Below are 12991 nucleotides of genomic sequence, written 5' to 3'. Positions count from 1 at the left end.
TCCTGTTCAGTTCTTCTCGTGTACGCCAGTCGATGCACAGCGCTTCGCTCTCGCCATGGCCACCGTCTGTACGACGGTTTCTGTGGCTTCGATCGGTGACTCGTGCGCCCAGAATCGCAGTACCGTCCAACCGACCTCGAGAAGCCTCGAATTCGTGTCGGCATCCCTGAGGCGATTCGCCTCGATCTTCTGCCGCCAGAACTCTGCGTTCTGCTTTGGCCAGGTGGCATGCTCCGGGCAACCGTGCCAGAAGCACCCGTCGACGAAGATGGCGATCTTCAACGCCGGGAAGGCCACGTCCGCCACGCGGCGAGGTTTCTTCAGGACCTCGTAGTCGACCCGGTAGCGCAGCCCTCTGCGATAAAGCTCTCTTCGCAGTGCGATCTCGGCATTAGTTCCCTTCTGCCGAACCTTCGCCATGCGGCGACTGGTCTCCGGGGATGATGGCTGAATGCGCGACATCGGGAGGCACTCGTCAGTTCGTCATCGGGTCGCAACCGCTGCGAGATGGGTGTTGATGCTGCGCGCGATGGCACGGCCGAGATCGACGGGTACCGCGTTGCCGATGAGCCTCCCTAGAACCGTGAAACTCACTTCGCCGCCGTCGGGAACGAAAGCGTAGTCGCGCGGGAAACTCTGGAGGATCGCAGCCTCTCTCAATGAGATGGCGCGATCTTGCTCCGGGTGCCCGAAACGGCCGTTTCCGAAGCCGTAGCACTGGGTCGTCATCGTGGGCGCTGGCTTGTCCCACTCCATGCGGCCGTAGACGCCCGGATAGGTACGCCCGCTCTCTGCGCGGTGACAGTCGGCGACCAGATCATCCGGCCAATCGCGCCAAGTGCCACCGGGTTTCGATACCTTGATCCGCTTGAGATTCTTTTCCGACAGCGTCGAGGTGACGTGCAATTTGTCTCTCGGCGCCGCCTCGCCTGCACTCAATGGGCGTAAGCGGCCAATGGCTTGACGAACCGTCTTTGGTTTTTCGTGGGTCGGCTCGATCATTTTGATGGCGCCATGTTTCGATGCCAGCAGCACCATGCGTCGCCGCATCTGCGGCACGCCATAGCGGGAGCTGTCGACGACATCGAACCAGACGTTGTAGCCGAGCCGTTTCAGCGTATCGACGAAGTCATGAAACACTTCGTGCTTCGCGACGGTAGGGACGTTTTCCATCGTGATGACATCGGGTTTGGCGCCTTTGGCGAGACGCGCGAACTCATACAGCAAGCCCCACTTGCCATCCTTCCCGTCCAATTCGTAGCGCTGTGCGTAGGTCGAGAAGGGTTGGCACGGGGCGCAGCCCGCGAGAATCGTCAGGTCGGCGTCGCCGAACAGCGCTTTCAGTTCAGACGCGGTGACCTTGCTGATATCCCGTTCGACGAATCGGGCCTGGTTGTTGGCCTCATAAGGGAAGCGGCACGCAGGGTCCAGATCGATACCGGCGACCACGGGGAGCCCCTCCAGGACGAAGCCATGCGTCAGCCCGCCCGCGCCGCAGAACAAATCCACACAAGAAATCGTTGTCACATCACATCCCCTGCTTCCACTTCGATGTTTGAACGAAGTGGGCGAAACCCATGGCAAACCAGCACTTCATTTCTTGCCCTTACTCTCGGCATCCGCCGCCCCTCCAGAACGGACCCATTCATCCACTTCTTCGGTCTTGAACTTCCACAGCCGGCCGATACGGTGAGCCGGCATGTTCCGTTTGCTGATCCATGCATAGACGGTGTCCTTACTGACGCCGAGGTACTCTGCGATCTCCTCGACCGACAACCAGCGATCTGACATGACACGGGGTTCCATCACAGAGGGGTGGCGGAGTAAGGGCAATTTTAAAATGATTACATCAATCAACCCACTTGAACAGCCGATTTAGCCGGATTGGCCCAGGTTTGAAGTGATTTCACCGGCTTAACAGCCTCATCTCTCGCCTGGGGCTCAGTGTGTAGACGCAGCCAGTCATCACGTGAAGCTTCGGGCCTGACATATCGAGGTGAGACCGGGAATCCGGTACGGCACCGGTTCCGATTCTTTGCAGCATGGACATCCGCTCTTCCACACCATCACGCCATTGCCTTAGCTGGAAGGAATGGCGCGATGCAGTTCCCCCATCCGGACATTCATTGCCTCACGTCAGCGTTGCTGCTGGCAGCGCTGCTGGGCACGGCGTCTTCAGCGTTTGCCACCGATGCGGATGTTCATCGGCGTGAGCTGGCCGCCGCATTGCGCCAGATCGAGGCACTGGATCGCTTCATCGCGACTGTCGCGTCTTCCTACCAACCGGCTGCCGGTGAGCGCTATTACTTCGACCATGCCCGCCTACGCAAGGACGTCCAGCGCGTCCGTGCAGGCATCCACGACTACCTGACGCCACCGCGTGCCCAGCCGCGCGACCCGGTCGAGCTGCTTGGTGACTACCGCCAGTCCGTCCGCCCCTCCGATGCAGAGGAGGCCCGATGAACGCCACCCAGATCAGCGCCTTCCAGGCCAACGGCGGTTTCACTCCGGCGGCCGTCTCCGTCGCCGTGCTCAGTTTCATCTTCGCCGTCCTCCTGCTGTGGGGCGTTTGGGCGATGCGCACCGCCTATGTCGGCTGGGCCGAGCGTCACCTCACCCAAGGCCAGTTCCTCGGCGTCATCGTGCGTTTCGTCGCGATGTATCTGGTACTGGGCTTCTTCCTCCTGTCCTGACCACCACGAAGGGTGTATCGCCATGAACGCTTTGTCTATTCCGCAACCCATGTCCCGTCGCATCACCGGTGCCGTCCTGCCGCTGACGGTTGCGGCCCTCCCCCTGTCCGCGCTCGCGGCCGGCCTGCCCACCATGGAAGACCCGTCGCGCGGCGCGGGCAGCGGCATCATGCAGACGCTGCAGAACTACGGCTACGACATCGTGCTGCTCATCGCGCTGCTCGTGGTCGCTTCGATGTTCGTCGGCGTCTGCTACCACGCCTACACGCGCTACTCGGAGATCCACACCGGCCGCGCCACCTGGGGCCAGTTCGGCCTGACCGTGGCAGTGGGGGCCATCCTGCTGGTCGTCGGCATCTGGCTGCTGACCAAGGCCACCGGCGTGCTGTAAGGGCCGGGACCGATGGCCGGCCTCCCGGAGAGTCCGCGCGACGGGCTCGTGACCTTCTTGCCGCACCGCCTGAACCGACACCCGGTGGTCGTGCGTGGGCTGACGGCAGACGAGTTGTGGATCTGTGCCGGCCTGTCGGCTGTGGCCGGGTTCTCGGTTGGCGTGCCGTTGGCCTGGCTGACTCACAGTATTGCCATGGTGCCCACGCTGATCGTCGCCGGGATCGGGATTGGTGTCTTCGTGGGCGGCGAATTCCTGCGGCGACAAAAGCGCGGCCGCCCCGACACCTGGCTCTACCGCCAGCTCCAGTGGCGGCTCGCACTGCGCTACCCCGCACTGACGGCCTACGTGGGGGGATGCCAGATCATCACCCGCTCGGGCTGGTGGAGCACCCGGCGCCAGCGTTTCGCCAGAGCCGCCCGAGTGGAAGGTAGTCCAGCGAGCGCGCCGGACCGTTCCCAAGCGCAAGTCCCGGAGCACGCAGTGCGGAGGGTTGTCCATTGAGCCGATTCAAGAACGAGGTCACCCACCTGCAGGCCCATGTGAAGACCCTGCGTCTCGGTGCCGCCGCGCTGTTCGTGGTGGCGCTGCTGCTCGGTTTCGGCTGGTGGAGCGCGCCCAAGAGCCTGACCATCCATGTACCTCCGGACCTGCGTTCCGGCAGCACCCGCAAATGGTGGGACGTGCCACCGGAAAGCGTCTATGCCTTCACGTTCTACATCTGGCAGCAGGCACAGCGCTGGCCGACGAATGGGGAGCAGGACTACCCACGCAACCTGCATGCGCTGTCCGCCTACCTCACACCGAGCTGTCGGTCCTTCCTGCAACAGGACTACGAGTTCCGGCGCAGCAACGGCGAGCTGCGCCAACGTGTGCGCGGCATCTACGAGATTCCCGGGCGAGGCTACGGCGACGATCCCACGTCGCGCGTACGGGCCGTGTCGGCAAGCAACTGGGTCGTCACGCTGGACATGAGCGCCGACGAGTACCTGGGCTCCGAGCAGGTCAAGCGCGCACTGGTGCGCTACGCGCTGAAAGTCGTGCGCATGGACGTCGACCCCGAGCGCAACCCCTTCGGCCTGGCATTGGACTGCTACGCGAGCGCACCGCAGCGCATCGAGCCGCCATCGGCCCCATCGCCCGCCAGTCAACCCGCCAATGCTGGACCTCATCTGCAGGGGGAAGCCCCATGAAGCGCCTTGTCCTGCCGGCCCTGGCCGGCCTCCTGCTCAGCATCGGTCTCATCTCTGCCAGCCAAGCCGTGGAGATCCTGCGCTGGGAGCGTCTGCCGCTGGCCGTGCCCCTCGTGGTCGGTCAGGAGCGCGTGGTCTTCATCGACCGCAACGTGCGCATCGGTGTGCCGGAAAGCATCGGCGAGCACCTGCGCGTGCAGAGCGCGGGCGGCGCGATCTACCTGCGTGCGAGCGAGCCGATCCCGCCGACGCGGCTGCAACTGCAGGACGTGGAATCCGGCGCGCTGATCCTGCTCGACATCGCGGCCGAGCCGGCAAAGGCGGGCCAGGCCCTGCTGGAGCCGGTGCGCATCGTCGAGGGTGACGAGCCAGCCGGCCGGCGTCGCGACCAGGCCGGTGACTCGGCCAACGCGGATGAAGAACCCGGACCCGGTACGCAGACGTCGACAGCCCGGCGCACAACCCCTGTGTCCGTGGTTCTGACGCGCTATGCGGCGCAGAACCTGTACGTGCCGCTGCGCACTGTCGAGCCCGTCGCCGGCATCGTTCGCGTCAGCCTGCGCCGCAACCTCGCACTGGGCAGCCTGTTGCCCACGCTGCCCGTGCGCGCATGGGCGCTGGCCGCGTGGCGGCTGGAAGATCAGTGGGTAACGGCGGTACGGCTCACCAACACCGCCGCGCGCTGGCTGGATCTCGACCCGCGCGCGCTCCAGGGCGATTTCGTCGCGGCGACCTTTCAGCATCCGACCCTCGGGCCGGCGGGTCGGTCGGCCGACACCACGGTGGTCTACCTCGTCACCCGCGGCCGTGGCCTGGCCGAGTCGCTGCTGCCGGCCCTGGCCCCCATCGATGCCACGGTGAACCTGCCGCCGGCAGCGGCGGCAGGTCAGCCCAGAGGAGCCACTGGCGATGAAAAGTAATCCGCTGCTCAAGTGGCTGCTGATCCCGATGGCGCTGCTGCTGGTGTTCATTGGCATCAAGCTCTTCTCCGGTGATCGAGGCGTTAAGTCCGCGCCGCCGGGCGCTGCCAGCCAGCTTACGCCCGAAGAGATGAAGGCCCTGGGCATCGAGGGCGACACGCCTCGCGATACCGTCGCCACCCTGGTGGCCCAGGTCAAGCAGTTGCGCAACGAACTGCAGACGGCCCTCACCGACAACAAGAACCAGAAGGCCGAGAACGAGCGCATGCGCGCCCGCGAAAGCGCAATCGATCAGCGTATCCAGACCGCGCTGGACGGCGAACGCGGCCGCTTGCAGCAGGATCGCGAGCAGGTGACCAGCGACCGCCAGCAGGCCCAGGGCCTGTTGCAAGACCTGCAGCGGCGCCTCGATGGCCTCTCCAGCAAGGGCGGTCAGGCCGATCTGCCCGTCGGACTGGGCCTGGAAGATGGCGACGGCAAGAGCTTCGGCACCGGCCGTGGCAGCAACAGCACGCGCTGGATGGAGCCGGACGACGCGAAGCTCCAGGCCAAGAATGGCAGCGCCGGCAGCGGACCGAGCTTTCCGACGAGTTTCGGGCCGGCGCAGAAAACGCTGTCGAACGCGGCGGATACTGTCGCCGCCGCAGGGAGTCGCGCCGTGGGCGCCTCCATCAAGCCGGTCTACACGGTGCCGTCGAACTCGACGTTGATGGGCTCCATCGCCATGACTGCGCTGATCGGCCGCGTGCCGATCGATGGCACCGTCAACGACCCGTATCCGTTCAAGGTGCTGATCGGCCCGGACAACCTCACCGCCAACGGCATCGACATTCCCGACGTGGCCGGCGCCGTGGTCAGCGGCACCGCCTCGGGCGACTGGGCGCTTTCCTGCGTGCGCGGCCAGATCCGCAGCGTCACCTTCGTCTTCCAGGACGGCACCATTCGCACGGTGCCGGAGGACGGCAGCAGGGGGCAGAGCGGCACTGGCAGCCAAGCCACTGGCAACGGCACGACCCAGGGCGGTCTCGGCTGGATCAGCGACCCCTACGGCATCCCGTGCGTTTCCGGCGAGCGGCGCAGCAACGCTCAGCAATATCTCGGCTCGCAGGCACTGATCACCGCGGCGGGGGCGGGCGCAGCATCGCTCATCAAGTCCGACAACGGCAGCGTGGCCGTGGTCGCCAACAGCAACGGCTCGCTCGGGACGGTCGGCATCAGCGGCGTTGATGCCATGGGTCGCATCCTGGCCGGCGGCGTGCGTGACATGGCCGATTGGGTCAACAAGCTCTACGGGCAGGCCTTCGCCGCCATCTACGTGCAGCCCGGCGCGAAGGTCGCCGTCCACCTGGAGCAGCCGCTCAACATCGACTACGACGCCAAGGGGCGCCGGGTCAATCACCGCCTCGGAGAAGCCCATGCGTCGGATCTGGATTGAAACAGCCGCGACCCTGCTCGCTGCCATGGTGCTGGGTGGCTGTGCCACCAGCAAGGACGAGTTGATGCCGCATGGCCCGCAAACCATGCTCGACGTCTGGAACCAGGAAACCGGCGGCGGCGCGGGCGGTGGCCAGCCCGCCCGGCAACTGCTCGATGCGCGCCAGAGCCTGCGCCGGCCGCTGACCGAGGCCGACGTGCAGAGCGCCCCCGCAGCCAACGCGGCCTACACCCGGACCGCCGCCAACGAGATTTACCGTCAGTTCCACCGGCTACCAAACCCGGACCTGGTCATGTACGTCTTCCCGCACCTGGCCGGCAGCGACCCCGTGCCGGTGCCCGGCTACACGACCGTGTTCCCGCTGTACCAGCGCGTGCAGTACGCGATGCCGGGCGAGCGTCTGGAGGACTACTGATGGCCTGGACCTTGCCCTGGCCGCGCAAGGCAGCGGCGTACGCCAGCACCGAAGCGCCAGCCGACGACGCCTGGACGCGGCACGTGTCGGCCCTGGCGGCGCAGGGCATTGCCGAGCCCGGCAGCGCCCTGGACAGCCACCAACGCAAGCCCGCCACCGAAGCGGATGCCCAGGCGCTCTACGACGTGGCGCCGTCCTTTGCCGACCTGCTGCCTTGGGTGGAATACCTGCCGAACTCCAGGAGCATGCTGCTGGAGGACGGCCAGTCGGTCGCGGCTTTCTTCGAGCTGGCGCCGGTCGGCACCGAGGGCCGCGAGCTGGCCTGGCTGTGGCAGGCGCGCGATGCGCTGGAGAACGCGCTGCAGGATTCCTTCGACGAACTCGACGAGAACCCCTGGGTGGTCCAGCTCTACGCCCAGGACGAGTCGAACTGGGACGGCTATCTGCGCGGGCTGGCGAGCTATGTGCGTTCGCGCGCCCAGGGCAGCGCCTTCAGCGAGTTCTACCTGCGCTTCTTCGCGCATCACCTGCGCGCCATTGCCAAGCCCGGCGGGCTGTTCGAGGACACGACGGTGACGCGCCTGCCGTGGCGCGGCCAGATCCGGCGCGTGCGCATGGTGGTTTATCGTCGCTCACCCGCGTCAGCTTCATCTCGCCGGGGCCAGTCCCCCGAGCAGGCCCTGACGACCATCGGCGACCGGCTCGCGAGCGGGCTCGCGAACGCAGGCGTGAAGGCCCGCCGCATGGATGCCGCCGACATCCACGACTGGCTGTTACGGTGGTTCAACCCCCATCCGACGATGCTCGGTCCGACCGCCGAGGATCGGGATCGCTTCTACGCGCTGACCCGTTACCCCGAGGAGCAGGAAGCGGGCGAGATTGAGCTGGAAATAGAACTCGCAAGTGGCGACTTCGCACAGCGCCTGTTCTTCGGCCAGCCGCGCTCGGACGTGGACAGCGGCACCTGGCTCTTTGATGGCCTCCCGCATCGGGTGATCGTGATGGACCGGCTGCGCATGCCGCCCTCGACCGGCCACATCACCGGCGAGACCCGCAAGGGCGGCGATGCGGTCAATGCGCTGTTCGACCAGATGCCGGAGGACACGGTGATGTGCCTGACCCTGGTCGCCACGCCTCAGGACGTGCTGGAAGCGCACCTGAACCATTTGAGCAAGAAGTCGGTCGGCGAGACGCTCGCCTCGGAGCAGACCCGGCAGGATGTGCAGCAGGCGCGCAGCCTGATCGGCAGCGCGCACAAGCTCTATCGCGGCGCGCTGGCGTTCTACCTGCGCGGTCGCGATCTGCATCAGCTCGAAACCCGCGGCCTGCAGCTCGTCAACGTCATGCTCAACGCCGGCCTGCAGCCGGTGCGCGAGGAAGACGAGGTGGCGCCGCTCAACAGCTACCTGCGCTGGCTGCCTTGTGTGTTCGACCCGGCCCTCGACGAGCGGCAGTGGTATACCCATATCATGTTCGCGCAGCATGCCGCGAATCTCGCGCCGGTCTGGGGCCGCAGCCAGGGAACGGGGCATCCCGGCATCACCTTCTTCAACCGCGGCGGCGGGCCGATCACCTTCGATCCCCTGAATCGGCTCGACCGGCAGATGAACGCGCACCTGTTCCTGTTCGGCCCCACCGGCTCGGGCAAGAGCGCAACCCTCAACAACATCCTGAACCAGGTGACGGCGATCTACCGGCCTCGGCTGTTCATCGTCGAGGCGGGCAACAGCTTCGGCCTGTTCGGCGACTTCGCGACCCGGCTGGGCCTCACGGTGCATCGTGTGAAGCTCGCACCCGGCGCAGGGGTCAGCCTAGCCCCGTTCGCCGACGCACACCGCCTGGTGGAAACGCCCAGCCAAGTGCAGACGCTGGATGCCGACGACCTGGACGAAGACCGCGACGAAACAGCGCAGGTCGCCGATGCGGACGAGCAGCGTGACGTGCTGGGCGAGCTGGAAATCACCGCGCGGCTGATGATCACCGGCGGCGAGGACAAGGAAGAGGCCCGCATGACGCGCGCCGACCGCAGCCTGATTCGCCAGTGCATTCTCGATGCGGCCCGCCGCTGCGTGGCGAACGAACGCACTGTGCTCACGCGCGACGTGCGCGACGCGCTGCGTGAGCGCGCCCACGACACCACGCTACCCGAAGTGCGCCGCGCCCGGCTGCTGGAGATGGCCGACGCCATGGACATGTTCTGCCAGGGCGTCGACGGCGAGATGTTCGACTGTCCCGGCAGCCCGTGGCCCGAGGCCGACCTCACGATCGTCGATCTGGCGACCTTCGCGCGCGAGGGCTACAACGCCCAGCTCTCGATCGCCTACATCAGCCTCATCACCACGGTGAACAACATCGCAGAGCGCGACCAGTTCCTTGGTCGGCCGATCATCAACGTCACCGACGAGGGCCACATCATCACCAGGAACCCGCTGCTCGCGCCCTACGTGGTCAAGATCACCAAGATGTGGCGCAAGCTCGGCGCCTGGTACTGGCTGGCGACCCAGAACATCGACGACCTGCCCAAGGCGGCCGAGCCGATGCTCAACATGATCGAGTGGTGGATCTGCCTCTCGATGCCGCCGGACGAGGTGGAGAAGATCGCGCGCTTCCGGGAGTTGAACCCGGCGCAGAAGGCGCTGATGCTCTCCGCGCGCAAGGAGGCCGGCAAGTTCAGTGAGGGCGTGATCCTGTCCAAGTCGATGGAGGTGCTGTTCCGCGCGGTGCCCCCCAGCCTGTACCTGGCGCTGGCCCAGACCGAGCCGGAAGAGAAGGCCGAGCGCTTCCAGTTGATGCGGCAGTACGGCATCGGCGAGCTGGATGCGGCCTTCAGGGTGGCCGAGAAGATCGACCGTGCCCGGGGCATCGAGTCGCTGCCGCTCGATGCGCTGGCCTGACGGGGAGACCATGATGCCCTTGCCCGGACTCGCTCGATCCAGATCCTTCCTCTTCGCTCTGCTGGCGACGACAGTGCTGATGAGTGTGGCGATCTGGCTGGTGCTGCGCCCGACGGTCACTGCTCCGGCCGCGGTTCAGCCCCGGCCCCATGTCGAAACGATGCCAACGGCGTCTTCCCCGTCGGCGGTTTTCGGGCCGCCCTGGCGCTACGGCCGTCCTGAAGCGCGCTTCACCGTGGTCGAGTACGCCGACCTGGAATGCCCGTTCTGCCGGACCTACTTCCCGGTACTCAAGCGCTGGATCGACGAACACCCCGAGGTGGACTGGCAGTGGCACCACCTGCCGCTGGCGATGCACGGACCGGCGGCCTCGGCCGGAGCGCGCCTGATTGAGTGCGTCGGCGAAGCCGGCGGCCACGCCGCGTTCTGGCAAGCCGTGGAATGGGTCTATGCCCACACGCGCGGCGATGGACAGGGTTTGCCCGAAGGGCTGCGTTATCCCGACCTCACGCCTGCCGCACAGCAGTGTCTCGACAGCGATCGGCCCGATGCTTTCATCCGCACCCAGGCCGCAGAGGCCGCGAAGAACGGCGTCACCGCCACGCCAGCCCTGCGGCTTCGCGACCGCGACACCGGCAAGGCCCTCTTGCTGCACGGTCCCGTGGAAGGCGATGCCTTGCTTTCGGCACTCGATCTGCTTGCCGCAGGCGACATGGCGACCGTCGAGCCGTCCCGATCCCCAGACATGCCCGCCGCGTCCGTCGGCGACATGCCCAGGTAGCCCTCGATCTTCAAGGCTACGGTGCGGCTCGACCGCGCTGATCGAAAACCCGTTCGCATCGCATCCCTCGCCGCGAACGCCCACCGCACCCGCGGTGGCGGATGCCCACTCGTCGCCTGCCTCATCCCGTCGTCCCCTGGAGGGTTTGCCCTCCCGGGGCAGGCGCCCTCCGATCTCATCCATTGGAGGTTCGCCATGTCTTGCGTCATCGCCGATTCCAGACCGGAATCGCTCACCCTGATCGCAGCCCAGCACGAAGACTGGATCATCCAGCAGGCCCTCACCCTGCTCGAGAACCGCGTCTTCAAGGCCGGTCCAGCGGTGTCCAGTCCCGCCGCCGTGCGCGACTACCTTCGCATGAAGCTGGTCGTGGAACCCAACGAAGTCTTCGCCGTCGTGTTCCTCGACAGCCGGCACCAGGTGCTCGCCTACGAGCCGCTGTTCAAGGGCACGGTCGACCAGACCTCGGTGTATCCGCGGGTGGTCGTTCAGCGCGCCTTGGCCCTCAACGCCTCGGCGCTCATCCTGGCGCACCAGCACCCGTCCGGTGTGACCGAGCCCTCGGCCGCTGATTGCGCGCTCACGGACCGACTGAAAGCAGCCTTGGCGCTGGTCGACATCAGGGTGGTGGACCACTTCGTCATCGGCAAGGGCACACCGTACTCGTTCGCTGAGTCGGGCCTGCTATAGCAGCACCTGCCCAGGTGCGTTTGTTCCATCCCCGCGGGAGCTTCGGCTCCCGTTTCTTTGCCTTCGGTTCAAGGAGCGGCGGCATCTCAATAAACGGAGCGCGCGCAGTGCGCTTTGTTTGTCGCAGCGATGTCCTCGTCGGCGTTTGACTACGGGCCTGATCAACGCCAAGGGCGACCAAGATGCCGGCCTTCCTCCTCAAATCCTCGCCGGGTTGGCCGGCCCTCGGCATCGCCGCCGCTCTGCTGGCCACACTGTCCTCGTTCCGCACGGCCGCGTTCGCCGCCGACGTGCTCGTCGTCACCGACAGCCACCATTCGGTTCAGTCGATGGCCGATGCGCGGGTCGTCGAACTGGATCTGCCCGCCCGGATCGAGGCCGAGCTGTCCGCAGGCCTGCCCGCCAATCCCGGCCAAGCCGCAGCCATCGTGCGCCAGCGGCTGGGCGAGGGCAAAGACGAACTGCAACGCCGGATCGGAGGCGCCTACCAAGGTGTCGCCGATGCCTGGGGCCTGGGCATCGCCAAGATTCCCGCGGTGGTGGTCGATCGACGCTACGTGGTCTATGGCGAGCCCGACGTGGCGCGCGCCGTCGCCCGTATAGATGCCTATCGGAGCGCGAGGCCATGACCTGCCTGCTGACCGGGCTGTCCCGGCGCTTGCGGGCGGCCATGGCCTCGCTGCTGCTGTGCGGCGCCACGTCGACCTTCGCCCTGGACACGGTAACCATCGTTGCCTCGGCCTTGTCGCCGAATTGCCTGGAGTATCGTGTCGTCGGCATCTGCTACTGGTTGTTCTGCACCATGTTCGGTTGCTCGGTCCGTACCTCAGTCAAGGTCCGCCACTACGTTCCCGATGCCGTGGTTTCGAGCTACTCGAACACCGGCGAGAACCCGTGGATAGAAGTGCGGGCGATGAGCATGCCCAATCCCACCGCTCGGGCCGGCGGTGATGGCACGACCAACCACGACAACGAGAACAACCTGGCCAAGTTCAAAAATGCGGATGTGATCGGGCATCCCGCCGGCTTGGTGTTCAGCCGGTTCGTCAGCGCATCCGGCTATACCTGCCAGGGTGCGGGCACGGCCTTCATGCCGTACCTGCTGAGCACGTTCGATACGCTGGCCTGGCGCTACAACATCCCGGAGCTGGCCTACCCGGAGGCCTTGATCCCCGGCATGCGCGAGATCGGCAGCCGCGCGACGCTGAACCTGTGGGGCAACGTCTATCCGCGCGGCGGTTTCCTGCATCAGACCGACGACTACAAAAGCGGTGCCGTGGTGGCGCAGCGCGCGGGCGACGTCGTGACGCGGCGCGCCCAGCCCCACGTCTACCAGCCGCTGCTCGCGAGTGCGCGCGCCGGCTACTGGCCCGCTGGCGCCCTGGTGGAGGGCGACGCCTCCACCGGCAAGTGGCAGGAGTTGACGCCGACCCTCTCGACCACCTGCGCGGTCTTCCCGCACGGCAATACGCGCGTGCAGGCCCAACAGGGCGACTACGCCTGGGCGCTGTGGCGGCCCTATGCCTGCTGCCAGCGCCGGGGGCAGATCTTCCTCGGCAGCGTTGATTTCATGTGAGGT

At 66.3% G+C, this 12991-nt stretch carries 15 protein-coding genes and 1 pseudogene; 13 read left to right on the top strand and 3 right to left on the bottom strand.

Annotation, left to right across the window (positions count from 1 at the left end; all coding sequences use genetic code 11):
• Positions 1–6 precede the first annotated feature (6 nt).
• The 3 genes from F464_RS0104455 to mads1 all read right to left on the bottom strand — a co-directional run bounded on the left by F464_RS0104455 (position 7) and on the right by mads1 (position 1791).
• Positions 7–462 (bottom strand): very short patch repair endonuclease, encoded by a 456-nt coding sequence (locus F464_RS0104455; protein ID WP_026295739.1) that lies wholly within the window; start codon positions 460–462, stop codon positions 7–9.
• Between the two features lie 21 nt (positions 463–483).
• Entirely contained in the window at positions 484–1527 is a 1044-nt protein-coding gene (locus F464_RS0104450; RefSeq protein ID WP_026295738.1) for a DNA cytosine methyltransferase, read from the bottom strand.
• Between the two features lie 66 nt (positions 1528–1593).
• Positions 1594–1791, bottom strand: a complete 198-nt coding sequence (gene mads1, locus F464_RS0104445) for a methylation-associated defense system helix-turn-helix domain-containing protein MAD1 (RefSeq protein ID WP_018988576.1) — start codon at positions 1789–1791, stop codon at positions 1594–1596.
• Between the two features lie 309 nt (positions 1792–2100).
• On the opposite strand from mads1, the gene F464_RS0104440 reads away from it, so the two are divergent.
• From F464_RS0104440 to F464_RS0104380, 13 genes and pseudogenes are all read left to right on the top strand, one after another.
• Positions 2101–2463 (top strand): integrative conjugative element protein, RAQPRD family, encoded by a 363-nt coding sequence (locus F464_RS0104440; RefSeq protein WP_018988575.1) that lies wholly within the window; start codon positions 2101–2103, stop codon positions 2461–2463.
• A complete protein-coding gene (locus tag F464_RS0104435; protein ID WP_018988574.1) occupies positions 2460–2693 on the top strand; it encodes a TIGR03758 family integrating conjugative element protein in 234 nt (77 codons plus the stop codon). Before F464_RS0104440 ends, F464_RS0104435 begins: the two co-directional genes overlap by 4 nt.
• Before the next feature lie 22 nt (positions 2694–2715).
• Positions 2716–3084 carry a TIGR03745 family integrating conjugative element membrane protein gene (locus F464_RS0104430; protein ID WP_026295736.1) on the top strand — a complete coding sequence of 123 codons (369 nt, stop codon included), beginning with the start codon at positions 2716–2718 and terminating at the stop codon, positions 3082–3084.
• Positions 3085–3096: 12 nt separating this feature from the next.
• A pseudogene (locus F464_RS27850) lies at positions 3097–3483 on the top strand (TIGR03750 family conjugal transfer protein); the annotation flags it as partial.
• 101 nt (positions 3484–3584) lie between these two features.
• Complete coding sequence (locus F464_RS0104420; RefSeq protein ID WP_018988571.1) at positions 3585–4277, top strand: PFL_4703 family integrating conjugative element protein; 693 nt, start codon at positions 3585–3587, stop codon at positions 4275–4277.
• Positions 4274–5197 (top strand): TIGR03749 family integrating conjugative element protein, encoded by a 924-nt coding sequence (locus tag F464_RS0104415; protein WP_018988570.1) that lies wholly within the window; start codon positions 4274–4276, stop codon positions 5195–5197. The genes F464_RS0104420 and F464_RS0104415 overlap by 4 nt, the downstream gene beginning before the upstream one ends.
• Positions 5187–6632 (top strand): TIGR03752 family integrating conjugative element protein, encoded by a 1446-nt coding sequence (locus F464_RS0104410; protein WP_018988569.1) that lies wholly within the window; start codon positions 5187–5189, stop codon positions 6630–6632. The genes F464_RS0104415 and F464_RS0104410 overlap by 11 nt, the downstream gene beginning before the upstream one ends.
• Positions 6613–7047, top strand: a complete 435-nt coding sequence (locus F464_RS0104405; RefSeq protein ID WP_018988568.1) for a TIGR03751 family conjugal transfer lipoprotein — start codon at positions 6613–6615, stop codon at positions 7045–7047. Before F464_RS0104410 ends, F464_RS0104405 begins: the two co-directional genes overlap by 20 nt.
• Complete coding sequence (locus tag F464_RS0104400) at positions 7047–9941, top strand: conjugative transfer ATPase (RefSeq protein WP_018988567.1); 2895 nt, start codon at positions 7047–7049, stop codon at positions 9939–9941. Before F464_RS0104405 ends, F464_RS0104400 begins: the two co-directional genes overlap by 1 nt.
• Positions 9942–9954: 13 nt before the next feature.
• The gene (locus tag F464_RS0104395; protein WP_026295735.1) at positions 9955–10722 is read left to right on the top strand and encodes a DsbA family protein; all 768 of its coding nucleotides are present in this window, start codon (positions 9955–9957) and stop codon (positions 10720–10722) included.
• Positions 10723–10917: 195 nt separating this feature from the next.
• Positions 10918–11412 carry a RadC family protein gene (gene radC / locus F464_RS0104390; RefSeq protein WP_018988565.1) on the top strand — a complete coding sequence of 165 codons (495 nt, stop codon included), beginning with the start codon at positions 10918–10920 and terminating at the stop codon, positions 11410–11412.
• Between the two features lie 182 nt (positions 11413–11594).
• Positions 11595–12041, top strand: a complete 447-nt coding sequence (locus F464_RS0104385; RefSeq protein WP_018988564.1) for a TIGR03757 family integrating conjugative element protein — start codon at positions 11595–11597, stop codon at positions 12039–12041.
• Positions 12038–12988 carry a TIGR03756 family integrating conjugative element protein gene (locus tag F464_RS0104380; protein ID WP_018988563.1) on the top strand — a complete coding sequence of 317 codons (951 nt, stop codon included), beginning with the start codon at positions 12038–12040 and terminating at the stop codon, positions 12986–12988. The genes F464_RS0104385 and F464_RS0104380 overlap by 4 nt, the downstream gene beginning before the upstream one ends.
• Positions 12989–12991 lie beyond the last annotated feature (3 nt).

Source organism: Aromatoleum toluclasticum ATCC 700605 (assembly GCF_000378245.1).
Taxonomy (GTDB): domain Bacteria; phylum Pseudomonadota; class Gammaproteobacteria; order Burkholderiales; family Rhodocyclaceae; genus Aromatoleum; species Aromatoleum toluclasticum.
Note: the sequence above shows the minus strand (reverse complement) of the source record. Positions and strands in the feature narration are given on the sequence as shown.

Coding starts and splice junctions, on each gene's coding strand:
- F464_RS0104455 (WP_026295739.1), bottom strand. CDS start 462: ATGTCGCGCATTCAGCCATCATCCCCGGAGACCAGTCGCCGCATGGCG.
- mads1 (WP_018988576.1), bottom strand. CDS start 1,791: ATGTCAGATCGCTGGTTGTCGGTCGAGGAGATCGCAGAGTACCTCGGC.
- F464_RS0104440 (WP_018988575.1), top strand. CDS start 2,101: ATGCAGTTCCCCCATCCGGACATTCATTGCCTCACGTCAGCGTTGCTG.
- F464_RS0104435 (WP_018988574.1), top strand. CDS start 2,460: ATGAACGCCACCCAGATCAGCGCCTTCCAGGCCAACGGCGGTTTCACT.
- F464_RS0104430 (WP_026295736.1), top strand. CDS start 2,716: ATGAACGCTTTGTCTATTCCGCAACCCATGTCCCGTCGCATCACCGGT.
- F464_RS0104415 (WP_018988570.1), top strand. CDS start 4,274: ATGAAGCGCCTTGTCCTGCCGGCCCTGGCCGGCCTCCTGCTCAGCATC.
- F464_RS0104410 (WP_018988569.1), top strand. CDS start 5,187: ATGAAAAGTAATCCGCTGCTCAAGTGGCTGCTGATCCCGATGGCGCTG.
- F464_RS0104405 (WP_018988568.1), top strand. CDS start 6,613: ATGCGTCGGATCTGGATTGAAACAGCCGCGACCCTGCTCGCTGCCATG.
- F464_RS0104400 (WP_018988567.1), top strand. CDS start 7,047: ATGGCCTGGACCTTGCCCTGGCCGCGCAAGGCAGCGGCGTACGCCAGC.
- F464_RS0104395 (WP_026295735.1), top strand. CDS start 9,955: ATGCCCTTGCCCGGACTCGCTCGATCCAGATCCTTCCTCTTCGCTCTG.
- radC (WP_018988565.1), top strand. CDS start 10,918: ATGTCTTGCGTCATCGCCGATTCCAGACCGGAATCGCTCACCCTGATC.
- F464_RS0104385 (WP_018988564.1), top strand. CDS start 11,595: ATGCCGGCCTTCCTCCTCAAATCCTCGCCGGGTTGGCCGGCCCTCGGC.
- F464_RS0104380 (WP_018988563.1), top strand. CDS start 12,038: ATGACCTGCCTGCTGACCGGGCTGTCCCGGCGCTTGCGGGCGGCCATG.